The sequence below is a fragment of the Kitasatospora sp. NPDC098652 genome, from assembly GCF_044760155.1.
Classification (GTDB): Bacteria; Actinomycetota; Actinomycetes; order Streptomycetales; family Streptomycetaceae; genus Kitasatospora.
The window spans coordinates 71483-94200 of sequence record NZ_JBIWAQ010000007.1 but is presented as its reverse complement, the minus strand read 5'-3'; the positions used below and the strand labels follow the sequence as shown (position 1 = coordinate 94200).

Below are 22718 nucleotides of genomic sequence, written 5' to 3'. Positions count from 1 at the left end.
GGAAGACTCTAGCTGGTCAGGCCCGGAACTGCGAAATCCGCTCCTTCCGGGCCCCCTCGAAGCCTCCGTCACCGGCACCCGCGACGCCCCCGTCACCGGGTGCCTGCCGCCGAGCCCCCGTCGCCGAGTGCCGTCAGGTGTCGTCGCCGATCACCGGCTGCGGGAGCGTGCCCGCGTTGTGCTCCAGCAGCCGCCAACCGCGCGCCCCGCTGCCGAGCACCGACCAGCAGCAGTTGGACAGCCCGCCAAAGCACTCCCACAGGGGAGGCTCCAGGCCCAGCAGCCGCCCGAGCATGGTCCGGATGGTGCCGCCGTGGCTGACCACGACCAGGGTGCCGTTCTCCGGCAGCTTGGCGACCGCCTCCAGCACCACCGGCACCGAGCGGTCGGCGACCTCGGTGGACAGCTCGCCGCCACCGCGGCGCACCGGCTCCCCGGCCGCCCAGGCCGCGTACTCCTCCGGGTGGCGCTCGCGGATCTCGGCGTTGGTCAGGCCCTGCCAGGAGCCCGCGTACGTCTCCCGCAGCCCCTCGTGGTGCTGCACGTCCAGTCCGGTGACCGCGGCCAGCTCGTCGGCGGTGCGCCGGGCGCGCTTGAGGTCCGAGGAGATCAGCAGGTCGGGGCGCAGGCCGGAGAGCAGCCGGGCCGCCCGCTGGGCCTGCAGCACGCCCTGGCCGGTCAGGTCGATGTCCGTGGTGCCCTGGAAGCGCGATTCGAGGTTCCAGGAGGTCTGGCCGTGCCGCCAGAAGACGATGCGCGGGCCGCGCGCGTCCCTACTCAGTGCAGGTCCTCGGGCTTGCCGAAGTCGTCGGCCGGGGCGACGGCGTTGCCGGCGTCGTCGGTGATCGCGTCGGGGCGGTTGCGCGACTCCAGGGCGTCCGCGGGCAGCGGCAGCTCGGGGCAGTCCTTCCAGAGGCGGTCCAGCGAGTAGAAGGAGCGCTCCTCGGAGTGCTGGACGTGCACGACGATGTCCAGGTAGTCGAGCAGGATCCAGCGGCCCTCGCGCTCGCCCTCGCGGCGCACCGGCTTGATGTCCAGCTGCTCGCGCAGCTGGTCCTCGATCTCCTCGGCGATCGAGCGGACCTGGCGGTCGTTGTTCGCGGAGGCGATCAGGAAGGCGTCGGTGATCGACAGCACCTCGCTGACGTCGAAGGCGATGATGTTGTGCGCGAGCTTGTCGGCCGCCGCCTGGGCGGCGACGTTGATGAGCTGCTGGCTGTGGTCGGTGACGGTCACGGTGTTCTTCCGGCTCGGCGGCTTGGGGCGGCCCCCGCGCGGCGGCAGGGGTCGCCTTCCAGGATCTCACGCCGTCCCCGCGGCCTCGGAACGCTTTTCCGGGGCCGCGGGGGCGGGCGAGGGGCCGGAGCCGCTCCGCTACGGGGTCTTCGGCGGCTGGTAGTCCTTGCCGAGCACGACCACCAGGTCCGCGTTCTGGGCGTCGCCGACCTTCTTCACCGCCGTGTCCGGCAGCCCCAGGCTGGTCGCCAGGGACTTCGCCGCGCCCTGCCGGGCGTCGTCGGTGTAGCGGATCTCACTGGTGGCCTGCGGCGCGGTCTTGGCGCCGCCCGGGATGAAGGTCAGGCCCGAGTTGACGATCTGGACCTGGGCCGCGGCGCCCGCCGCGTCGTTGCCGGAGGCGTCCTGGAGGGAGACCCGGGCGGGGGCGTCGCCGGCCGCCGCGGACTTCACGGTGCCGCCGAGCACGTCCTTGACCTGCTTGCCGGCGGTGGCCTCGTCCAGGGTGCCGTCCGGCTTGACGGTCAGCGCGGTGGTGCCGAAGTGGCCGTCCTTGGCCTGCTGGGAGAGCTGGGCGAGCACGCCGGCCAGGGCGTCCTCGGGCAGCGAGGGGTCGAGCACCGCGTTCATCCGGTGCACGTCGTCCTTGGCGTCCTTGAACTGGGTCGGCATGGTGCGCACCACGGCGTCCATGACCTGGCCGAACCGGGCCAGTTGGGCGTCCCGGTTCTCGCCCGGGCCCTGGAGGGTGGCGTAGGCGACCGCGGCCTTCCCGCTGAGCAGGGTGTTCTTGCCCGCCGCGGAGAGCAGCTTGCCGTCCGGCTTGCCGCCCTCGTGGGTCTCGGCGTTGGTGTCCACCCGGACGCCGCCGAGCTGGGAGACCAGTAGTTCCAGGTACGGGGTGTCCAGCCGCCAGGTGCCGGCCACCGGGGCGCCGAGCACGGTGGACAGGCCGTCGCGGGTCGCCGAGGCGCCGATCGCGTCCATGGCCTGGCCGACCGTGGTCACCGGCGGGTCGCCCGGGCCGGGCAGCCGCAGCACGTCGGGCAGCAGCAGCACCGTGCCCTTGTGCCCGGAGGCGTCGTCGACCAGCAGCGCGCTGGACACCTTGCCCTGGAGGTCGCGCAGGTGGACGACGTTGACCTGCCGCCCGCCCGCCGCGGCGGCCGCGGTCGGCTTGTCCCCGGTGAACCACAGGTAGCCGCCGACGCCGCCGGCCGCGAGCGCCAGCACCACGCCGAGGCCGATCAGCCGGTTCTTGAGCTTGCGGCGGCGCTCGGCGCGCACCTCGCTGCGGGACTCGGCGAACTTCAGCCAGTCGATGACGTCCTCGGACTCCTCCGCCTCCTCGTCCACGAAGGTGAACTCGCCCGTCTGGTAGGAGTCCTTGGGCGCCCGGCCGCCGGCCTTCCCGGGCCGGGCCCCGGCCACCTGCTCGGAGGGCGCTTCCGCCGCGGCCGGGGTGGCCTCCGCGGCCGGCCGGGGGGTCCGGCGGCGCGGCGGCGGTACGACGGCGGGCCCCGCCGGGGCGGACGGCTCCGGGGCGGACGGCTGGGGCACGGTCGGCTGCGGCTCGGCGACCACCGGCGCGGCCTGGTACGGCTGCTGGTACCCCTGCTGCCCCTGGTACCCCTGCTGCTGGTAGCCCCCGTACGGGTCCTGCCCGTACACCGGCTGCCCGTACTGGTCGTACGTCTGCGGCTCGTACTGCTGCGGGTCGTACTGCTGCCCGTACCCCTGCTGCTGCGGGAACTGCCCGGTCTGCTGGTAGCCCTGGGCCTGCTGCCCGCCGTACGTGCCCTGCCCGTACACCGGCTGCCCGTACTGGTCGTACTGGTCGTACGCCTGCGGCTCGTACTGCTGCTCGTACTGCTGCCCGTACGCCGGGGGCTGCTGCTGCCCCTGCGGGTGTCCCTGACCCTGGCCCTGCCCCTGGTACGGCTGCTGGTACTGGCCGGTGGACCACTCCTCCGGCTGCTGCCCGCCGTTGCCGCTGCCGTTACCGCTGCGATCGGTCACGCCCGCTCCTGGCTCAGGTCCCGTGCGGCGCGTACAGCGCCCGCTTGTCGATGTAGCGGACCACCCCGTCCGGGACGAGGTACCAGACCGGCTCGCCCTTGGCGACCCGGTTGCGGCAGTCCGTGGAGGAGATGGCCAACGCCGGGACCTCCACCAGGGAGACCCCGCCCACCGGAAGCCCGGCGTCCGACAGAGTGTGCCCCGGACGGGTGCAGCCGATGAAGTGGGCCAGCGAGAAGAGTTCGTCCGAGTCGTGCCAGGACAGGATCTGGGCCAGCGCGTCGGCGCCGGTGATGAAGAAGAGGTCGGCGGCCGGGTGCAGGGCGTGCAGGTCGCGCAGGGTGTCGACGGTGTAGGTCGGGCCCTCGCGGTCGATGTCGATCCGGCTCACCGAGAACTGCGGGTTCTCGGCGGTGGCGATGACCGTCATCAGGTAGCGGTCCTCGGCCGGGGTGACCTGGCGGTCGCTCTTCTGCCAGGGCTCACCGGTCGGGACGAAGATCACCTCGTCCAGGTGGAACGCGCTCGCCACCTCGCTCGCGGCGACCAGGTGGCCGTGGTGGATCGGGTCGAAGGTGCCGCCCATCACTCCGAGGCGCTTCTTCACCGGTTCCGGTCCGCCGGGATTCCCGGCCTGCTCTCCCATGCCGCCACACCTTACGCGACGCCCGTTGCGGTGCGGGAACGCCCGTGTGGGGGTTGCCCGCAGATGCGTGAGGGAGCGGCCGGCGCACTGGCCGGACGCTCCCCGAGCCGTCCCGGGACCGGGCTCAGCGGTCCCGGTTGAAGCGGGTGGTGATGAAGAGCAGGAGCAGCAGGATGAACAGCGCGGCGCCGCCCGTCAGCAGCGGGTTCAGGCTGTCGTGGTTGCCCCCCTCGCCCTCGGCGAGCAGGTTCAGGACGGGGAGTGCGGCAGCAGTGCTCATGGTCGGCGGGACCTTCTCGGCTCGGTGAACGGACCTGGGGGGTGGTTCCGGGCCGGTGAGGGCCCATCCGTCATCGTACGGGGGGTTGCGCGGCAACCGCTCGGCGGCCCACCGCCGCTGACCGGGCGTGAGCGAACCGAGTGGGACGCGGCGGCTACTGGCCCCGGAAGGCGCGGGCCATGATCCAGACCAGCAGTCCGATCCCGACGAAGGAGGCGATCACGATGATCCGCAGGAACAGGCCCGGGCCGGCCTCGTCGGAGATGGGTGTGGCCAGGCTGACCAGCGCTTCGGTGGACATCTGAGGGACTCCTCGAACTGCTCGGTACCGCGGCCGGGTCCGGTCTCGGTTCTCCAGGGCATTCAGGGTAAACCGGCCTCACACCGGCACCGCCCACCGGCCCCCGCGCCGCGCCCGGCCCTCCGCCGGCCCGTCCCCACGCCGCCGCCGACCCCTCCCCCGGCGCCGCTCCGGCCGCCCCCGGGGACGAGTACGCAACCGCGGACGTTGCACAGGCAGTCGTTGCAGACGAGTCACTGCAGGCGAAGACCAGCGGGGGGCCGGGCGCTGCACCGGGACCGCCGTCGACCAGGAGGTACGCAGACCATGACCGACACGACCGCGAACGCACCGAGCCGCCGTCGCCAACGCTTCCCCGAGATCTCCACCCGGGCCTGGGAGCACCCCGCCGACCGCTCGGCGCTGGTCGCCCTGCGCCGGCTCTCCGGCTTCGACGACGTCCTCAGGAAGCTCGCCGGGCTGGTCTCCGAGCGCTCGATCCGGCTGATGTTCCTGGCCACCGCCGTGAAGACCTCCGAGCGCCAGTTCCCCGACCTGTACAGCATGGTCCGCGACGCCGCCTACGTGCTCGACCTGGAGCAGGTCCCGGACCTGTACGTCAGCCAGGACCCGACGGTCAACGCGTTCACCATCGGCATCGACACCCCGATCATCGTGGTCACCAGCGGCCTGGTCGAGCTGCTGGACGAGGAGGAGCTGCGCTCCGTCATCGGCCACGAGGTCGGCCACGCGATGTCCGGCCACGCGGTCTACCGGACGATGCTGATGATCCTCACCAACATCGCCACCCGGATCGCCTGGGTGCCGCTCGGCAACCTGGCGATCATGGCCATCGTCACCGCGCTCAAGGAGTGGTTCCGCAAGGCCGAGCTGTCCAGCGACCGGGCCGGCCTGCTCGCCGGGCAGGACCTCCAGGCGTCCATGCGGGCCCTGATGAAGCTGGCCGGCGGGCACAACCTGGCCGAGATGAACGTCGACGCCTTCCTGGAGCAGGCCGAGGAGTACGAGAAGGCCGGGGACCTGCGCGACGGCGTCCTCAAGCTGCTCCAGCTGCTGCCGCAGACCCACCCGTTCGCGGTGGTCCGGGTCGCCCAGCTCAAGAAGTGGGCGGAGAGCGACGAGTACCGCTCGATCATGGCCGGCGCCTACCCGCGCCGCACCGACGACCGGGACGCCTCGGTCGGCGAGCAGTGGAAGGCCGCCGCCGAGCACTACACGACCTCGGTGAAGGAGAGCAAGGACCCGCTGATGGGCCTGCTGCGGGACGTGGCCGGCGGCGCCGCGACCGTCGGCGGCAAGCTGCGGGACACCTTCACCGGCGGCGGCCGCAACGACTCGGGCCCCCGCAACGGCACCGGGGAGCACGGCGGCTCCGGGAACCGCACCGACGGCTGACCTCGGCAGGGAGCCTCCCCCGCCACCGCTCCGGCACCCACGGCCGGTGACCCGCCCGGGTCACCGGCCGCACTTCGTCCGGTACCGCTCAGCTCCCGGCCAGCACCCCGCACACCTGCCAGGCCGGCCGCGCGTGGTTGCCCGGGTCGACCGGCGTCGGCGCGGCCACCGCCGTGCCCTGCGCGGTGGCCAGCACCGGCTGCAGGAAGCCCGCCATCGAGGTGGTGCACGGCTCCGGGCCGGCCTGCAGCACCGCGTCCACCAGCCGCAGCTGCGCCTGCCCCAGGTCGACCCGGTCGAGCTGGAAGGTCAGCTCGCGCCGCACGGTCTCCAGGGTGACCGGGGCGCCGGCCGGGGCCCCGGCGGGCTTCAACGCGTAGACGAAGGTGTGGTCGGTGGTGATCTGCAGCGTCCCGCCGTCCGACTCGTCGACCCGCATCGCGCCGACCACCTTCACGGTGTCGGAGGCCAGCGCGACCTGCGCCGGGTCGAAGCGGACGATCCAGCCGGTCACCGCGTGGTGCCGGTCGTCCACCGGCTGGGCGACGCTCGCGTCGAACTGGGCCTGCTCACCGGGCGTGACGAAGACCCGCACGTCCGTGGTGGCGCCCTGGACCAGCGCCGCCGGCGTCAGCGAGGAGGCGACCAGGTAGCGCTGCACGGTGTCGAGGGCCTTGGTCACCTCGACCTTGCTGAAGTGCTCGGTGCCCGCGCCGCTCGGGGTGTTCAGTCCGGCCGCCCCGTCGCCGTATCCGGGCGGCAGCGCGGCGAAGGGGTGCGCCGGGTCGGCGACCGGGCGTACGGCCGAAGCCGGGCTCAACGCGACCAGGCTGACGGTCAGTTGACTGCCCTCCGGCCGGGCCGGGATCCCCTTGGGCGAGTTCACCCCGAAGTACACCGCGGCCCCGAAGGCCAGCAGGATGAGCAGCAGCAGGGCCAGCGCCTGACGCGGCACGCTGCCCAGCGGCCCGAGCCGCACCCGGGCGCGGGTGGCCTTGCCGAAGGAGCCCGCGAGCCGCTCCCGGGCGGACAGTTCCTGGATCCGGGCAGCCCGGACGAACGACTCGTCGAAGACGACGGACCGGAACTCGTCCTCATTGCCGGAACCGCCCTCGGGCGTACCCTCAGGAGGCTCGCGCGGGTCACCCATAGCACCAGGGTAGGCGCACACCGGGCCCGCCACGAGGGCCCCGGCGCAGATTGCCGGGAACGCTCCGTGACCACCGCCCCGGGGCGTGCGCCCCTGGACACGTCCCGGAGCCGCGCTACGGAGTCGACGCCACCAGTGACGGCTTGGCCGGCGCCGACCGGGGGTCCGCGCCCGGGCTGCTGCTGCCGGACTCCGGGCGCCGGGGCGCCCCCGAGGAGCCGCCCACGCCCTGGTAGACCGCCGCGACCGCCACCGCCACCAGGCTCACGCCCATGATCACGGCCAGCACCCAGGCCACCGGCCGGTGCCAGCGCTGCTGGGCCACGTACCGCCCGCGGGCCCGCACCGGGTCGTGGCGCCGGCCCCAGCGCCGGCCCTGGCGGCCGGCCGCCCGGCCCGGGCCCGACCAGGGGTCGGGGTAGAGGTGGTCCTCGTCGAGTCCGCTCGGGTACGGGCGCAGCTCCAGCGGCAGCCCGTCCCCGGCCGGCACGTCATAGCTCCAGCCCGGTCCCGCGGAATCCGGCTCGAACCGCGCCTCGGCGGCGGCGAGCTGCCGCTCCTTGGCGGTCGGCTCGTGCACGGCGGCGGACCGGACGAAGGCCTCATCGAAGACCACGGTGGCGAACTCGTCGTCCGCACCACCGTGGTCGGCGCCGTCGGGGTACGGCAAGCCCCCCACATCCTCAGCCACGGATTCAGCGTATTACCGGCCGGGCGATTTGTCTGTGGCTCCCGGCAGTTGGTCCGTCACACGTGTGACGACCGCCCCGCGCGGCGCCCTCACCCGGCGTCCGCGCCCCCGCCCACCGTCTGCGTCGCCTCGCCGCGGACATGCCCGTCACCAGTGACGATGTACTTGGTGCTGGTCAGCTCCGGCAGGCCCATCGGGCCGCGGGCGTGCAGCTTCTGGGTGGAGATGCCGATCTCCGCGCCGAAGCCGAACTCACCGCCGTCGGTGAACCGGGTGGAGGCGTTGACGGCCACCGTGGTCGAGTCCACCAACTGGGTGAACCGGCGGGCGGCGGCCTGCGAGGTGGTGACGATCGCCTCGGTGTGGCCCGAGGACCAGCGGCGGATGTGCTCCACGGCCGCGTCCAGCGAGGGCACCACGGCCGCCGCCAGGTCGTACGAGAGGTACTCGGCGCCCCAGTCCTCGTCGGTGGCGGGCACCGCGGTGACGCCGGTGCCCTCGGCGGCCTTGAGCACCGCCTCGTCACCGTGCACCGTCACCCCGGCCTCGGCCAGGGCGGCCAGCGCGAGCGGCAGGAAGGCGTCCGCGACGTCCTGGTGCACCAGCAGCGTCTCGGCGGAGTTGCAGACGCTGACCCGCTGCGCCTTGGAGTTCAGCAGGATGCCGACGGCCATCGCCAGATCGGTCCGGGCGTCCACGTACACGTGGCAGTTGCCGGTGCCGGTCTCGATCACCGGGACGGTCGAACCCTCGACCACGGTGCGGATCAGCGAGGCGCCGCCGCGCGGGATCAGCACGTCGACCAGGCCGCGGGCGCGCATCAGCTCCTGCACCGAGTCCCGGCTCTCCCCCGGGACGAGCTGGACCACGTCGGCCGGCAGCCCGGCCGCGACGACGGCGTCCCGCAGCACGGCGACCAGCGCGGTGTTGGAGCGGTAGGCGGAGGCGGAGCCGCGCAGCAGCACCGCGTTGCCGGACTTGAGGCAGAGCGCGGCGGCGTCCACGGTGACGTTCGGCCGGGCCTCGTAGATGATGCCGACCACGCCCAGCGGCACCCGCACCTGACGCACGTCCAGGCCGTTCGGCAGGGTGTAGCCGCGCACCACCTCGCCGACCGGGTCGGCCAGGCCGGCCACGTCCCGCACGTCCGAGGCGATCGCGGCGATCCGCTCGCCGGTCAGGCTCAGCCGGTCGACCACCGACTCGGCCGTCCCCGCCGCGCGGGCCCGGGCCACGTCCTCGGCGTTGGCCGCGACGATCTCGGCGCTGCGGGCGACCAGCGCGTCCGCGATCGCCAGCAGCGCGGCGTCCTTGGCCCGGCGCGGCAGCGGGGCGAGCGCGGCGGCCGCCTCCCGGGCACGGCGCGCTACGGCGAGGACGGGGCTGTCGGCGGTGGCGAGGTCGCTGGTCATGCCGCAAGGGTAGCGACTGCACCCGCTCCGCCGAGCCGTCATTTCGCCGGGTGAGACGGCGCACGGACGGCTCCGCGCGCCCTCGGTACGCGGTACGCCCCACCTCAGTACGGGGAGCACCCCGCCCTCGGTACGGGTGCACCCCACCCTCGGTACGCGGTACGCCCCGCCCTCAGTACGGGTGCACCCCGCCCAGGTGCGGCGGCGGATCGCCGAAGCCCTCGGCGACCCGCTTGTGGTACGTCGCCCGGTCGACCACCTCCAGCCCGACGATCTCCCACGGCGGAAGGCTCGCGGTCACCTTGTGCTCGCCCCACAGCCGCAGCGCTATCGCCGCCGCATCGTGCAGGTCCCGGGCCTGCTCCCAGTAGCGGATCTCGGCGTGGTCGGCCGCGTAGCGGGCGGTCAGGAAGAACGAGTGGTCGTGCGCCAGCCGCTCCAGCGAGGCCCGCAGCGCGGACAGCGGCGTGGTCTGCCCGGCCACGCTCAGCACCACGTGCCACAGCCGGGCCTGCTCCGGCACGCTGGGCGGATCCGCCGCCTGCGCGCGCTGCGGCCGCAGCCGGCGCACCCCGCCGGACCCCTGCGACGGCGGACCGGCCGGCTCGGCGGGGCCGTCCCCGCGTCCGCCGTCGATGCTGGTCAGCCGCCGGCCCGCCGTCCCTCCGGTCAGCGCTGCCTCGCGCCTGCGTTCCACCGGCGGCCTCCTGTTCGGCGATCTCGTGTCGTCCCGCACCGGCCCGCCGGCCCCCGGCCGACCGGTACGGCTGCGCCCCTCCTCGCCCGCGGCCGGGCCGCTCCCGGTACGGAGCGGCCCACCGACCGCGCTGCGCCGTCCGGCCGCCGGCCGTAACGGCCGGTCAGCCGTGCAGAACGACCAGGTCGTCGCGGTGGACGACCTCCCGCTCGTACCCGGCGCCGAACTCCTGGGCCAGGTCGCGGGTGGACCGGCCGAGCAGGCGGGGCAACTCCCTCGCATCAAAGTTGACCAGTCCGCGAGCCACGATGTGGCCGTTTTCGGCAAGAAGGTCCACCGGATCACCCGCGGCGAACTCCCCGTCGACCTTGGTCACCCCGGCGGGCAGCAGCGAGGCGCCGCCGGAGACGACCGCCTCGACCGCGCCCGCGTCCAGGTGCAGGGCACCGCGCGGGCTGCTGGCGTGGGCCAGCCAGAGCATCCGGTCGGAGGTGCGGCTGCCGGTGCGCCGGAAGAGCGTCCCGGTGGGTCGCCCGGCCAGCGCGTCGGCGGCGTGGCTGGCGGCGGTGAGCACCACCGGGATGCCCGCGCCGGTGGCGATCCGGGCCGCCTCCACCTTGGTGACCATGCCGCCGGTGCCGACGCCCGCCTTGCCGGCGCTGCCGATCTGGATGCCGTCGAGGTCGTGCGGGCCGCTCACCTCGGCGATCCGGCTGGTGCCGGGCCGGGACGGGTCGCCGTCGTAGAGGCCGTCCACGTCGGAGAGCAGCACCAGCAGGTCGGCCCGGACCAGGTGGGCGACCAGTGCGGCCAGCCGGTCGTTGTCCCCGAACTTGATTTCGGCGGTGGCGACGGTGTCGTTCTCGTTGACGACCGGCATCGCGCCCATCGCCAGCAGCTGGTCCAGCGTCCGGTAGGCGTTGCGGTAGTGGGCGCGGCGGCTGGCGTCCTCGGCGGTGAGCAGCACCTGGCCGACCCGGATGCCGTACCGGGCGAAGGAGGCGGTGTACCGCGCGACCAGCAGCCCCTGGCCGACGCTCGCTGCGGCCTGCTGGCGGGCCAGGTCCTTGGGCCGCCTGTCCAGGCCGAGCGGGGCGAGCCCGGCGGCGATGGCGCCGGAGGAGACGAGCACCACCTCGGGCGCCCCGGGGCGGCTGCGCACCTTGGCGAGCGCGTCCACCAGGGCGTCCACCCGGTCAGCGTCCAGGCCGCCGGCCGCCGTGGTGAGTGAGGAGGAGCCGACCTTGACCACGATCCGCCGTGCGGTCAGCACCTCCTCCCGCAGTGAGTCCTCGCTCATCTCGCTGTACGCCCTTCCGGTGTGGTGCGGGTGCGGCGGGGCCCGGCCCGGCCGTCATGGCCGAAATCTACGCGATCCCCGCAGGTCGTCCCCAAGGGGTTTCACCGGCTGGACTCGCCCCGACCACCGGGCCGGACTCGGCCGAGCTGCTCAACTTCCAGGCCCCGCAGGCGAAGTGAGGGACCGTCACGGCAGAACGAAGCGGACGGCCCCGCCACCTCGACAGGTGGCGGGGCCGTCCGCTGCGCGGCGGGGCCGACTCAGTCGTCCTCGTCGCGGGTGGACTCAGTGGTCCTCGTCGCGGGCCGACTCAGTGGTCCTCGTCGTCCTCGATCGCGGCCTGCCGGCCGCTGGAGAGCGCCTCGAAGGCGAGGAACTCGGCCTCGGCCGCGTCCCGGCCCTTCTGCTTCTCGCGGCGGCGGTCGACCGCCGGGCGCTGGGTCTCCATCCGGTGGTCCTCACCGCGACGGCCGAGCATCTCGGCGCCGGCGGCCATGGTCGGCTCCCAGTCGAAGACGACGGCGTTCTCGTCCGGGCCGATGATGACGGTGTCGCCCTCGTGCGCGCCGACCTTCCACAGCCGGTCCTCGACCCCGAGGCGGGCCAGCCGGTCGGCCAGGTAGCCGACGGCCTCGTCGTTGCTGAAGTCGGTCTGGCGGACCCAGCGCTCCGGCTTGACGCCGCGGATGCGGTAGGCGCCGTCCTCCTCCTCGATGGTGAAGCCCGCGTCGTCGACGGCGGTGGGCCGCAGCACGATCCGGGTGGACTCCTCGACCGGCTTGGCGGCGCGCGCCTCGGCGACGATCTTCGCCACCGCGAAGCTCAGCTCGCGCAGACCCTTGCGGGAGGCGGCGGAGACCTCGAACACCTGGTAGCCGCGCTCCTCCAGCGAGGCGCGGGTCAGGTCGGCGATGTCCTGGCCGTCCGGGACGTCCACCTTGTTGAGCGCGACCAGGCGCGGGCGGTCCTCCAGACCGCCGTACTCGGCGAGCTCGGCCTCGATGGTCTCCAGGTCGGTCAGCGGGTCGCGGCCGGGCTCCAGGGTGGCGCAGTCCAGCACGTGCACCAGCACCGAGCAGCGCTCGACGTGCCGCAGGAACTCCAGGCCCAGGCCCCGGCCCTGGCTGGCGCCCGGGATCAGGCCGGGCACGTCGGCGATGGTGTAGACGGTGTCACCCGCGGTGACCACGCCGAGGTTGGGGACGAGGGTGGTGAACGGGTAGTCCGCGATCTTCGGCTTGGCGGCGGAGAGCACCGAGATCAGCGAGGACTTGCCGGCGCTCGGGTAGCCGACCAGGGCCACGTCGGCGACGGACTTGAGCTCCATCACGATGTCGCGGGACTCGCCGGGCTCGCCGAGCAGCGCGAAGCCGGGGGCCTTGCGGCGGGCCGAGGCGAGCGCGGCGTTGCCAAGGCCGCCGCGGCCGCCCTGGGCGGCGACGAAGCTGGTGCCGTGGCCGACCAGGTCGGCGAGCACGTTGCCCTTGCGGTCCAGCACCACGGTGCCGTCCGGCACCAGCAGGACGAGGTCGTCGCCCTCCGCGCCGGTGCGGTTGCCGCCCGCGCCCGGCTTGCCGTTGGTGGCCTTGCGCTTGGGCGAGTGGTGGTACTCCAGCAGGGTGGTGACCTGGGCGTCGACGGTCAGGATGACACTGCCGCCCTCACCGCCGTTCCCGCCGTCCGGTCCGCCGAGCGGCTTGAACTTCTCACGGTGGACGGAGGCGCAGCCGTGGCCTCCGTTACCCGCGGCGACGTGCAGTTCGACGCGGTCCACGAAGGTGGTCATGGTTGTGCCTCCAGTACGGGGAAGGGTTCTTCTACGTGAAGCGCGAAGGGTGGACCGGAGAATTCCGGCCCACCCTTCAGTGTGAGTCCTCAGCAGACTCGGGAGTCCGTTCGGACTCAGGCCTCGACGGCCACGATGTTGACGACCTTGCGGCCGCGACGGTTGCCGAACTGCACCGCACCGGCGGTCAGCGCGAACAGGGTGTCGTCGCCACCACGGCCGACACCGGCACCCGGGTGGAAGTGGGTGCCACGCTGGCGGACGAGGATCTCGCCGGCCGACACGACCTGGCCACCGAAGCGCTTCACGCCGAGGCGCTGGGCGTTCGAGTCACGGCCGTTACGAGTAGAGCTTGCGCCCTTCTTGTGTGCCATTTTTCGCTATCCCCTTACTTGCTGACCGAGTCGATGCTGGTGATGCGCACCGCGGTGTGCTTCTGACGGTGACCCTGACGACGGCGGTAGCCGGTCTTGTTCTTGTAGCGCAGGATGACGATCTTGTCGCCCTTGGTCTGGTCGACCACCTCGGCGTGAGCCTTCACGCCGGCCAGGACCCACGGGTCGGAGGTGACGGCGTCACCGTCGACGACCAGGATGGTCGAGAGCTCCACCGAGTCACCCGGCTTGGCCTCGATACGGTCGATCTCCAGCACGTCGCCGACGGCGACCTTGTGCTGGCGGCCGCCTGCGCGAACGATCGCGTACATGCGGTACCTACTTTCCCAACTCGGTCGGAACTCCCGACGCCAGCCACCTGGGTACGGACACAGGGGCCTCCCTCCGAACGCGCGCGCACAGGGCGCGGTGCTCTCGGAGAGGTGATGTGCTCGGGAGCGCGGCGTAGACACGCCGATGGTCAAGAATACGGACCGGCCGCCCAGGGGGCAAACCGGCCGGTACGGCCGGGGGGCGGGAAGGACTCCCGCCCCCGGCGTGGGCACTACTCGGCCGCCGTATCACCCTCGGCGGCCGCGGCCTTCTTGGCCGCCGCGCTCGTCCGCTTGGTCGCGGTCTTGCGGGCGGTGGTCTTCTTGGCCGCCGTGGTGGTCTTCTTGGCGGCGGTCTTCTTCGCGGCGGTCTTGCGGGCGGCCCGCTTCTTCGGCGCCGGAGCCTCCTCGGCGGGGGCCTCCGCCACAGGGGCCTCCTCCGCGGCGGGAGCCTCGGCGGCCTCCGCGGCCGGGGCCTCGACGACCTCGGCCTCCACGACGACGGTCCCGGCGGCGGCCTCCGGGGCCACCTCCGCGACAGGCTCGGCCGCGGCCTCGGCCACCGGCTCGGCGGCCGGGGCGGCGGCGGCCAGGGCCGCCTCCAGGGCCGCGTCGGCCTTCGCCTGCAGCACGACGATCTCGGCGGCCTGCGGGGCACCGGCCGGAGCCGTCGCCTTGCGCACCGCGCGGCGGCGCGGACGGCCGGCCGGAGCGGCGGCGGGGGCGGGAGCCTCGGCCACCGGCGCCTCCACGGCCTTCGGCGTCTCGACCACCACGGTCCCGACGGCCGGGGCCTCGACGGCCGGCGCCTCGACGCCCGGGACCTCCAGGGCCAGCTGGCCCTCGATCTCCTCGCGCACCGGCTCGGCCGGCTCCTCGACCGCCTCGGCGACGGCCTCGGCCACCGACCCGGCCTCGACGGCCTGCGGCTCCTCGTGGCCCGCGCCGCCCTTGCCCCGGCGACGGCGCTTGCCGCTGCCCGAGCCCGCCTCGACGGCGGCCGCCGGGGCGTGGACGTGGGCGCTCGGCTGCTCCATGTGCACGATCACGCCGCGGCCGTTGCAGTGCACGCAGGCCTCGGAGAAGGACTCCAGCAGGCCCTGGCCGACCCGCTTGCGGGTCATCTGGACCAGACCCAGCGAGGTGACCTCGGCCACCTGGTGCTTGGTCCGGTCGCGGCCCAGGCACTCCAGCAGTCGGCGCAGCACCAGGTCGCGGTTGGACTCCAGGACCATGTCGATGAAGTCGATCACGATGATGCCGCCGAGGTCGCGCAGCCGCAGCTGGCGCACGATCTCCTCGGCCGCCTCGATGTTGTTCCGGGTGACCGTCTCCTCCAGGTTGCCGCCCTGGCCGACGAACTTCCCGGTGTTGACGTCGATGACGACCATCGCCTCGGTGCGGTCGATCACCAGCGAACCGCCGCTGGGCAGCCAGACCTTGCGGTCCAGCGCCTTCATCAGCTGCTCGTCGATCCGGTAGGTGGCGAACACGTCCACCTCGGAGGTCCACCGCTGGAGCCGCTCGGCGAGGTCCGGGGCCACGTTGGAGACGTACTCGTGGATGGTCTGCCACGCCTCGTCGCCGGAGACGATGACCTTGGTGAAGTCCTCGTTGAAGATGTCGCGGACGACCCGGACGGTCATGTCCGGCTCGCCGTACAGCAGCGCCGGGGCGTTGCCGGTCGCGGCCTTCTTCTGGATGTCCTCCCACTGCTGCTGGAGGCGCTGGACGTCGCGGGTCAGCTCGTCCTCGGAGGCGCCCTCGGCGGCGGTGCGCACGATCACGCCCGCGTCGTCCGGGACGATCTTCTTGAGGATCTGCTTGAGGCGGGCCCGCTCGTTCTCGGGCAGCTTGCGCGAGATGCCGGTCATCGAGCCCTCGGGCACGTACACCAGGTAGCGGCCGGGCAGCGAGATCTGGCTGGTCAGGCGGGCGCCCTTGTGGCCGATCGGGTCCTTGGAGACCTGCACCAGCACGGACTGGCCGGACTTGAGCACCGACTCGATCCGGCGCGGGCCGCCGTGGCCCAGCGCACCGAAGTTGACCTCACCGGCGTACAGCACCGCGTTGCGGCCCTTGCCGATGTCGACGAACGCGGCCTCCATGGACGGCAGCACGTTCTGGACCTTGCCCAGGTAGACGTTGCCGACGTACGAGGTGGCCTGCTCCTTGTTGACGTAGTGCTCGACCAGCACGCCGTCCTCCAGCACGCCGATCTGGGTGCGCAGGCCGTTCTGGCGCACCACCATGACGCGCTCGACCGACTCCCGGCGGGCCAGGAACTCGGCCTCGGTGATGATCGGCACCCGGCGGCGGCCCAGCTCGCGGCCCTCGCGGCGGCGCTGCTTCTTCGCCTCCAGACGGGTGGAGCCCTTGATGGACTGCACCTCGTCCGGGTCGAACGACGGCTCGGTGGAGCGGCGGCGCGGCTCGCGCACCTTCACCACCGTGCGGACGCCGTCCTCGGTGGTCTCGGCGGTCTCGACGGCGCCGGTCTCACCGCTGCGGCGGCGACGGCGGCGACGGCGACGCGACGAGGACAGGCCGGCGGCCAGGTCGTCCTCGTCCTCCTCGTCCTCGTCGGCGACGGCCCGGGCCGGCTCCTCGACGGCGGGCTGCTCGGTCTCGACGGCCTCGGCGGCCTCGAAGTCCTCGGCCTCGCCACGGCGGCGGCGACGGCCGCCCCGACGGCGGCGGCGGGACGGACGGCCGTCCTCCCACTCGTCCTCGGCCTCCGGACCGGCGACGGGGGCCTCCACGACGGGCTCCTCGACGGCCGGAACCTCGACCGGAGCTGCCTTCACGGGGGCGGCCTTCACCTGGGCGGCCTTGGCCGGGGCAGCCTTGGCCTGCGCGGCCTTGGCCGGCGCCTCGGCGGCCGGCTTGCGGCGGTTCGGCTCGACCCGGGTGCGGACCCGGCGGCGGCGGCCGACACCGCTGTACTCGTACTCGTCCTCGTCCTGGCGCTCGGCCTCGACGGCCGGGGCCTCGACCGGCGCCGGGGCGGCGGCGGTCTGCTGCGGCTGCTGCTGCGCGGCGGGCGCGACGTAGGGGGCGGGCTCCTGGAACACCGGAGCCTGGAAGACCGCGGTGGCCGGGCGGACGGCGCGGCGGCGCACCCGGTGGTGCGGCTCGGCCTCGGCGGCCGGGGCGGCGACCGGCTCGGCGGCGGCCGGGGCCTCGGCGACGGCCTCGACGGCCTCCTCCTCGGCGGGCTCCTCCTCGACGGCGGGCTCCTCGGCCACCGGCTCCTCCACCGGGGCCTCGACCACCGGCGCGGCCTCGACCACACGACGGCGGCGCGGGCGGCGGGCCGGAGCGGCCGGGGCCTCCTCGACCACCGGCTCGGCGACCGGCTCGGCCACCGGCTCGGCCACCGGGGCGGGGGCGGCGGCCTCGGCCACCGGCTCCTCGACCGGGGCCTCGGCCTTCTTGCGGGTCCGACGGGCCCGAACGGGCTTCTCCGCCTTCTCCTCGGCCACCGGCTCGGCGGCCTTCTCCTGGGCCTTCGTCCCCTCGGCCTCCGGTGCGGTGACCACGATCGCGGTCTCCTCCGGAGCGCCGGCCGGGGCCTCGGCACGCTTGCGGGTCCGGCGGGCCCGGACCGGCTTCTCGGCCACCGGGGCCGCCTCGACGGGCGCCTCGGCCGCTGCGGCCGGGACGACCGTCGGCTCGGCCGGGACGACCGTCTCGGCCGTCTCGGCGGCCGCACCCTGCGGGGTGCCCGCCGGGCGGGACACCGCGCGGCGACGACGGCGCGGCGGCGCGGCGGACGCGCCCTCACCACCGGTCGCGGCGGTTTCGTTCTGTTCCGTGGCCGCAGCCTGCTGCGGGTCGGTGTTATCGAGCATGCGGGTGGATCTCCCGTCAGGCCCCCGGGCTCCGCATCCGGGCACGGCACGGCACCAGTGGGCGGCCGGCATCGCGAGGATGCTCGGGCCGGACCCTTTGACGGTGCCGCCGTGCGGACGCGAGGCCGCACAGGGGCTCGTAGTCTCGCTCGGCGCCCCGCGTTGCGCGGGGTGTCGAAAGTCTTCTGGTCTGACCAGTCTTCTGAGTTTTTCCCAAGCTGAGCCGTCCCCCAACCCCGGGTGGCTCCCGGACGGGGTCCCGAGCCCACCGACCGTCCTGGTCGGCGGGCCCCGAGTGGCCAGCCTGTGCTGCGACGACGCTCGCTCCCCTGGGGAGCCGCGGCAACCCTGGAGGACCGTCGGGGCCAGTGAGGCACTGGACCCGGCCTCCGCCCCCTAGGCGGACGCGGTAGCGCGCGGCCCGCCGGCCGTTTCTCAGCCGGCCGGGGCCGCGGCGCGGTCGAGCGCCAGCGGGTCGGTCACCGTGCCGGACTCCTCGTCGAGCGGCCCCTGCGCCAGCCTGGTCACCTCTGCGGGGACCGGCGGCGCCAGGTCGGCCGTCGCACGGAGACCGGACAATACGTCGTCGGGTCGTACGGCGGGTGTGGCGTGTCGTACTACCAGGCGCAGTATCGCACAGGGACGGCCCGTCCGAACATCGCGGCCGGTTCCGACCGCCGTGTCCGCACCGCCGTCGACCTGCGGCTCGACGGCTTCGAGCGCCGCCACCGCACCGCGCGCGTCGAAAACCCGCACGCCGTTCTTGGTCCGGCGCTCGACCTCGACCTTCTCCTCGGCCAGGAACACGCGGACCGCCTCGGCGGCCTCGGCCGGCTCGACGCCGTCCAGGCGCACCAGCCACTCGGAGGCCTCCAGGCGCTCCACGAAGTTGGGCGTGCGCACCTCGACCGCGTCGGTCACGTCCAGTCCGTCCGGCAGCGACTCGTCCAGCTGCGCCCGCAGCTGCTCCGGGTCGCGCACGGCGGCCAGGCCGATCTCCAGGTACTCCGCCTCGCTCGCCACCCCGGTCGGGGCGGCGTTGGCGTAGGACACCTTCGGGTGCGGGGTGAAGCCCGCCGAGTAGGCCATCGGAACGGCGGACCGGCGCAGGGCGCGCTCGAAGGCGCGCTGGAAGTCACGGTGGCTGGTGAAGCGGAGCCGGCCGCGCTTGGTGTAGCGGAGACGAATCCGCTGCACCGTCGGCGCGGGCGGCGGACCGTCGGGCGTACGGCGTGCCAGGGTCGCTCAGTCCTTAGTCAGTTCTCCCCGTCCGGCGCGGCGCAAACCCGCCACTGTCCGGACTCTGTCACCCCAAAGGGTACGCGCCCCGCCGCCCCACTCGCTCCGCCCCTGGTCAGCCGCCCACCACCGACCCCCGCCCGGACCACTCCGGCCGGGGGCCGAGCGCCCTGCCCCGACTACTTGTTGACGACCGACAGCGGCAGCAGCTTCTTGCCGGTGGGGCCGATCTGGATCTGGGTGTCCATCTGGGGACAAAAACCGACAGGGCCACATCCGGCGCCCGGCTGCCTCGTTGGTCGGGCTGTGAACACGGAATCGATGCGGCCCGCACCGCAGGCGCACTGGCGCGAGAACGACCTCGCACTCCGCGACGAATTGCTGAAGGAGGAAGAGCGACTGCCTCGAAATGCACCTCGCGCTCTCCTGTCGGTGAGGCTCTCGGCCTTCACCACCGACACCACATCGCCGGTACGCCAGGAACTCGATCTACGGCTACTGGCCCGGGAGCGCGGTTTCCGCGTCGTCGGGGTCGCCAGTGACCTGAACGCCTCCGCGACCCGGGTCCCGCCGTGGAAGCGTCGGCAGCTCGGCCGCTGGCTGAATGACCGGGCCCCCGACTTCGACGTCCTGCTCTTCTGGAAGCTGGACCGCTTCGTCCGCCGTCTGACCGACCTCGACGTCATGATCGCGTGGTGCGCGGACCACGGGAAGAACCTTGTCTCGAAGCACGAGGTCATCGATCTGTCCACGGCCGCGGGCAAAGAACTCGCCAAGGTGATCGGCAGTGTTGCGGAGCTCGAGGCAGGAGGCACCAGCACGCGCATCACCAGTCTCTGGGCGTACGCGAAGACCCAGTCCGACTGGCTTGTCGGCAAACCCCCCTACGGCTACACGACGAACGCCGCCGGGAAGCTCGTCGTGGAGGCCGCAGCCCACCGCGTGCTGCGCTGGTGCTACGGCGCGGCTCTGCGCGGGGTCTCGGCACGCCGGATGGCCGCGGTGCTCCTCCGAGCCGGGATCCCCACCGGCGGCGGAGGACGGTGGACTGCCGCAACGCTCTTGCGGCGGTTGCGGAACCCGGCGCTGCGCGGGTGGCGGGTCGAGATGGACACGGAGGCACGCACCCGCCGGTCGAGAATCGTGCGCGACCGAAACGGCGACCCTGTCCGGGTGGCAGAACCGATCTTCAGCGAGCCGGAGTGGCAGGCGCTGCAGGCGGCCCTCGCCAGCAGGGCCACCCCTCAGCCGCGCCGGAGCCCTGGCGGCGCGACCGAGTTCCTGGGAGTCCTGGTGTGTGCCGACTGCGACACCAACATGACGGTCCAGCGAACGCGGACAAATCAACGCACGTACGCCTATCTGCGCTGCCGCACCTGTCCGAGCGGAGGTCTGGGAGCTCCGCAACCGGGCGCCGTGTACGAAAGACTCTTCGCCGACGTCATGACCAGGCTGGGGGATCTTCCCGTCCACGTTCGGGAGTACCAGACCGGGACGGGCGGGGATGACGGGCCCACGCGACCCTGCTGGACACTGTCATCGAGCGGCGAGACCTTCCGCGACCGGTGGCACCGGGAGGGAACCGCGACGATGGCGGACGACCTTCGTCGGGCGCGGGTCGTCTGTCGTGTCCGTCGAACGAAGGTTTCCGGGCAGCGAGCGCCCGAGGTGGGGTTGGAGTTGGCCGTCCCGCCGGACGCGGAGGAGGGCCTGATCGTCAAGCGGGACGCGTTCGCGGACGGTCCCGTCGACGCCGTCGGCCCCGCATCGGGGCGGGGCCGACGGAACGGGCGCGGCGCTACTTGTTGACGACCGTCAGGGGGAGCAGCTTCTTGCCCGTCGGGCCGATCTGGATGTCGAGGCCGAGCTGGGGGCACACGCCGCAGTCGAAGCACGGCGTCCAGCGGCAGTCGTCGACCTCGACCTCCTCCAGGGCGTCCTGCCAGTCCTCCCACAGCCAGTCCTTGTCGAGGCCGCTGTCCAGGTGGTCCCAGGGCAGCACCTCCTCGTAGGAGCGCTCGCGGGTGGTGTACCAGTCGACGTCGACGCCGGTGCCGGCCAGGCCCTTCTCGGCGGCGAGCATCCAGCGGTCGTACGAGAAGTACTCGCGCCAGCCGTCGAAGCGGCCGCCGTCCTCGTAGACCGCGCGGATGACCGCGCCGATCCGGCGGTCGCCGCGGGAGAGCAGGCCCTCGACGATGCCGGGCTTGCCGTCGTGGTAGCGGTAGCCGATGTTCTTGCCGTACTTGCGGTCACCGCGGATGGAGTCGCGCAGCTTGGCCAGGCGGGCGTCGGTGGCCTCGGCGGACAGCTGCGGGGCCCACTGGAACGGGGTGTGCGGCTTGGGCACGAACCCGCCGATGGAGACGGTGCAGCGGATGTCGTTCTGGCCGGTGACCTCGCGGCCCTTCTGGATGACGTTCTTCGCCATCTCGCCGATCTGGAGCACGTCCTCGTCGGTCTCGGTGGGCAGGCCGCACATGAAGTACAGCTTCACCTGGCGCCAGCCGTTGCCGTACGCGGTGGCGACGGTGCGGATCAGGTCCTCCTCCGACACCATCTTGTTGATCACCTTGCGCATGCGCTCGCTGCCGCCCTCGGGGGCGAAGGTGAGGCCCGAGCGGCGCCCGTTGCGGGACAGCTCGTTGGCGAGGTCGATGTTGAAGGCGTCGACGCGGGTGGACGGCAGCGACAGGCCGATCTTGTCCTCGGTGTAGCGGTCGGCCAGCCCCTTGGCGATGTCACCGATCTCGGTGTGGTCGGCGCTGGACAGCGACAGCAGGCCGACCTCCTCGAAGCCGGTCGCCTTGAGCCCGCGTTCGACCATCTCGCCGATGCCGGTGATGCTTCGCTCCCGCACGGGGCGCGTGATCATGCCGGCCTGGCAGAAGCGGCAGCCGCGGGTGCAGCCGCGGAAGATCTCCACGGACATCCGCTCGTGCACCGTCTCCGCGAGCGGGACCAGCGGCTGCTTGGGGTACGGCCACTCGTCCAGGTCCATCACGGTGTGCTTGGACACCCGCCACGGCACGCCCGGGGCGTTCGGCACGACACGGGCGATCCGGCCGTCGGCCAGGTACTCCACGTCGTAGAACTTCGGCACGTACACCCCGCCGGTGCGCGCCAGGCGCAGCAGCAGCTCGTCGCGCCCGCCCGGGCGGCCCTCGGCCTTCCAGGCGCGGATGATCTCCGTGATGTCGAGGACGGCCTGCTCGCCGTCGCCGATCACCGCGCAGTCCAGGAAGTCCGCGATCGGCTCCGGGTTGAACGCCGCGTGGCCGCCGGCCAGGACGATCGGGTCCTCGTCGGTGCGGTCCTTGGCCTCCAGCGGGATGCCGGCCAGGTCGAGCGCGGTCAGCATGTTGGTGTAGCCGAGCTCGGTGGAGAACGACAGCCCGAACACGTCGAAGGCCTTGACCGGGCGGTGGGCGTCCACCGTGAACTGCGGCACCTGGTGCTCACGCATCAGCGCCTCGAGGTCCGGCCAGACGCTGTAGGTGCGCTCGGCCAGCACGCCCTCGCGCTCGTTCAGCACCTCGTAGAGGATCATGACGCCCTGGTTGGGCAGCCCGACCTCGTAGGCGTCGGGGTACATCAGCGCCCAGCGGACGTCGCAGGCGTCCCAGTCCTTGACGGTCGAGTTGAGCTCGCCGCCGACGTACTGGATCGGCTTCTGGACGTGCGGGAGGAGGGCCTCCAGGCGTGGGAAGACCGATTCGACAGTCATGTACTAGGAACCCTTACGACGTGATTCGGTGCCGCGAGTCGGCACGGGAGGGGTGACCCTCAAGGGTAGCCCAATCCGGGGAACGACCCGCCCGGGGCGGTCGCCCGCCGGTGCGCCCCGGCGCGGTCGGCGCCCGCCGGTGACCGCCCCGGCACGCGCGGTGCGCGCCCGCCGCCCGGCCCGGTCCGCCGTTGACACGCCCGGAACGCCCGTGCGGTACTGACAGGGCCCTGCCCAAGGCCCTGTACCCCTTCCGGAGACGGGAGTTGGGTCGTACGC

At 73.3% G+C, this 22718-nt stretch carries 19 protein-coding genes; 2 read left to right on the top strand and 17 right to left on the bottom strand.

Annotated features, from left to right (window positions below; genetic code table 11):
* Window positions 1-133: 133 nt before the first annotated feature.
* The 6 genes from ACIQWA_RS17770 to ACIQWA_RS17745 form a co-directional block, all read right to left on the bottom strand.
* Entirely contained in the window at window positions 134-781 is a 648-nt protein-coding gene (locus ACIQWA_RS17770; RefSeq protein ID WP_360228988.1) for a histidine phosphatase family protein, read from the bottom strand.
* Window positions 778-1236 (bottom strand): ribosome silencing factor, encoded by a 459-nt coding sequence (rsfS, locus tag ACIQWA_RS17765; RefSeq protein WP_350505427.1) that lies wholly within the window; start codon window positions 1234-1236, stop codon window positions 778-780. The genes ACIQWA_RS17770 and rsfS overlap by 4 nt, the downstream gene beginning before the upstream one ends.
* A 138-nt stretch (window positions 1237-1374) precedes the next feature.
* Window positions 1375-3255 (bottom strand): LytR C-terminal domain-containing protein, encoded by a 1881-nt coding sequence (locus ACIQWA_RS17760; RefSeq protein ID WP_402483475.1) that lies wholly within the window; start codon window positions 3253-3255, stop codon window positions 1375-1377.
* Between the two features lie 13 nt (window positions 3256-3268).
* Window positions 3269-3901 (bottom strand): nicotinate-nucleotide adenylyltransferase, encoded by a 633-nt coding sequence (nadD, locus tag ACIQWA_RS17755; RefSeq protein ID WP_360228853.1) that lies wholly within the window; start codon window positions 3899-3901, stop codon window positions 3269-3271.
* A 124-nt stretch (window positions 3902-4025) separates the two neighbouring features.
* Complete coding sequence (locus tag ACIQWA_RS17750) at window positions 4026-4181, bottom strand: hypothetical protein (RefSeq protein ID WP_350525618.1); 156 nt, start codon at window positions 4179-4181, stop codon at window positions 4026-4028.
* A gap of 154 nt (window positions 4182-4335) precedes the next feature.
* Window positions 4336-4482 (bottom strand): hypothetical protein, encoded by a 147-nt coding sequence (locus ACIQWA_RS17745; protein ID WP_360228856.1) that lies wholly within the window; start codon window positions 4480-4482, stop codon window positions 4336-4338.
* Between the two features lie 306 nt (window positions 4483-4788).
* On the opposite strand from ACIQWA_RS17745, the gene ACIQWA_RS17740 reads away from it, so the two are divergent.
* A complete protein-coding gene (locus ACIQWA_RS17740) occupies window positions 4789-5877 on the top strand; it encodes a M48 family metallopeptidase (RefSeq protein WP_402483470.1) in 1089 nt (362 codons plus the stop codon).
* A gap of 88 nt (window positions 5878-5965) precedes the next feature.
* Here the strand turns inward: ACIQWA_RS17740 and ACIQWA_RS17735 are convergent, their stop codons facing one another.
* From ACIQWA_RS17735 to ACIQWA_RS17690, 10 genes are all read right to left on the bottom strand, one after another.
* On the bottom strand, window positions 5966-7027 hold the full coding sequence (locus ACIQWA_RS17735) for a hypothetical protein (RefSeq protein WP_402483467.1): 1062 nt from the start codon (window positions 7025-7027) through the stop codon (window positions 5966-5968).
* A gap of 115 nt (window positions 7028-7142) precedes the next feature.
* Window positions 7143-7718: a hypothetical protein gene (locus tag ACIQWA_RS17730; RefSeq protein WP_402483464.1), complete on the bottom strand. Its 576-nt coding sequence runs from the start codon at window positions 7716-7718 to the stop codon at window positions 7143-7145.
* Window positions 7719-7807: 89 nt separating this feature from the next.
* On the bottom strand, window positions 7808-9130 hold the full coding sequence (locus ACIQWA_RS17725) for a glutamate-5-semialdehyde dehydrogenase (protein ID WP_402483461.1): 1323 nt from the start codon (window positions 9128-9130) through the stop codon (window positions 7808-7810).
* A gap of 172 nt (window positions 9131-9302) precedes the next feature.
* A complete protein-coding gene (locus tag ACIQWA_RS17720; protein WP_402483458.1) occupies window positions 9303-9827 on the bottom strand; it encodes a hypothetical protein in 525 nt (174 codons plus the stop codon).
* Between the two features lie 163 nt (window positions 9828-9990).
* A complete protein-coding gene (gene proB, locus ACIQWA_RS17715) occupies window positions 9991-11127 on the bottom strand; it encodes a glutamate 5-kinase (RefSeq protein ID WP_402483456.1) in 1137 nt (378 codons plus the stop codon).
* A 310-nt stretch (window positions 11128-11437) separates the two neighbouring features.
* Window positions 11438-12913 (bottom strand): GTPase ObgE, encoded by a 1476-nt coding sequence (gene obgE / locus ACIQWA_RS17710; protein WP_360228876.1) that lies wholly within the window; start codon window positions 12911-12913, stop codon window positions 11438-11440.
* A 116-nt stretch (window positions 12914-13029) separates the two neighbouring features.
* A complete protein-coding gene (gene rpmA / locus ACIQWA_RS17705; RefSeq protein WP_030058248.1) occupies window positions 13030-13287 on the bottom strand; it encodes a 50S ribosomal protein L27 in 258 nt (85 codons plus the stop codon).
* 14 nt (window positions 13288-13301) lie between these two features.
* The gene (rplU, locus tag ACIQWA_RS17700) at window positions 13302-13619 is read right to left on the bottom strand and encodes a 50S ribosomal protein L21 (RefSeq protein WP_030233759.1); all 318 of its coding nucleotides are present in this window, start codon (window positions 13617-13619) and stop codon (window positions 13302-13304) included.
* A 233-nt stretch (window positions 13620-13852) separates the two neighbouring features.
* Window positions 13853-17473, bottom strand: a complete 3621-nt coding sequence (locus tag ACIQWA_RS17695) for an Rne/Rng family ribonuclease (RefSeq protein ID WP_402483452.1) — start codon at window positions 17471-17473, stop codon at window positions 13853-13855.
* Window positions 17474-17908: 435 nt separating this feature from the next.
* Complete coding sequence (locus ACIQWA_RS17690) at window positions 17909-18670, bottom strand: TIGR03936 family radical SAM-associated protein (protein ID WP_360228882.1); 762 nt, start codon at window positions 18668-18670, stop codon at window positions 17909-17911.
* Window positions 18671-19018: 348 nt separating this feature from the next.
* On the opposite strand from ACIQWA_RS17690, the gene ACIQWA_RS17685 reads away from it, so the two are divergent.
* Window positions 19019-20521 (top strand): recombinase family protein, encoded by a 1503-nt coding sequence (locus tag ACIQWA_RS17685; RefSeq protein WP_402483449.1) that lies wholly within the window; start codon window positions 19019-19021, stop codon window positions 20519-20521.
* On the opposite strand, the gene ACIQWA_RS17680 is transcribed toward ACIQWA_RS17685, so the two are convergent.
* Window positions 20511-22439 (bottom strand): TIGR03960 family B12-binding radical SAM protein, encoded by a 1929-nt coding sequence (locus tag ACIQWA_RS17680; protein WP_402483446.1) that lies wholly within the window; start codon window positions 22437-22439, stop codon window positions 20511-20513. The genes ACIQWA_RS17685 and ACIQWA_RS17680 overlap by 11 nt on opposite strands.
* Window positions 22440-22718 lie beyond the last annotated feature (279 nt).

Coding starts and splice junctions, on each gene's coding strand:
- ACIQWA_RS17750 (WP_350525618.1), bottom strand. CDS start 4,181: ATGAGCACTGCTGCCGCACTCCCCGTCCTGAACCTGCTCGCCGAGGGC.
- rpmA (WP_030058248.1), bottom strand. CDS start 13,287: ATGGCACACAAGAAGGGCGCAAGCTCTACTCGTAACGGCCGTGACTCG.
- ACIQWA_RS17680 (WP_402483446.1), bottom strand. CDS start 22,439: ATGACTGTCGAATCGGTCTTCCCACGCCTGGAGGCCCTCCTCCCGCAC.
- ACIQWA_RS17735 (WP_402483467.1), bottom strand. CDS start 7,027: ATGGGTGACCCGCGCGAGCCTCCTGAGGGTACGCCCGAGGGCGGTTCC.
- ACIQWA_RS17695 (WP_402483452.1), bottom strand. CDS start 17,473: ATGCTCGATAACACCGACCCGCAGCAGGCTGCGGCCACGGAACAGAAC.
- proB (WP_402483456.1), bottom strand. CDS start 11,127: ATGAGCGAGGACTCACTGCGGGAGGAGGTGCTGACCGCACGGCGGATC.
- ACIQWA_RS17725 (WP_402483461.1), bottom strand. CDS start 9,130: ATGACCAGCGACCTCGCCACCGCCGACAGCCCCGTCCTCGCCGTAGCG.
- obgE (WP_360228876.1), bottom strand. CDS start 12,913: ATGACCACCTTCGTGGACCGCGTCGAACTGCACGTCGCCGCGGGTAAC.
- ACIQWA_RS17745 (WP_360228856.1), bottom strand. CDS start 4,482: ATGTCCACCGAAGCGCTGGTCAGCCTGGCCACACCCATCTCCGACGAG.
- ACIQWA_RS17740 (WP_402483470.1), top strand. CDS start 4,789: ATGACCGACACGACCGCGAACGCACCGAGCCGCCGTCGCCAACGCTTC.
- nadD (WP_360228853.1), bottom strand. CDS start 3,901: ATGGGAGAGCAGGCCGGGAATCCCGGCGGACCGGAACCGGTGAAGAAG.
- rplU (WP_030233759.1), bottom strand. CDS start 13,619: ATGTACGCGATCGTTCGCGCAGGCGGCCGCCAGCACAAGGTCGCCGTC.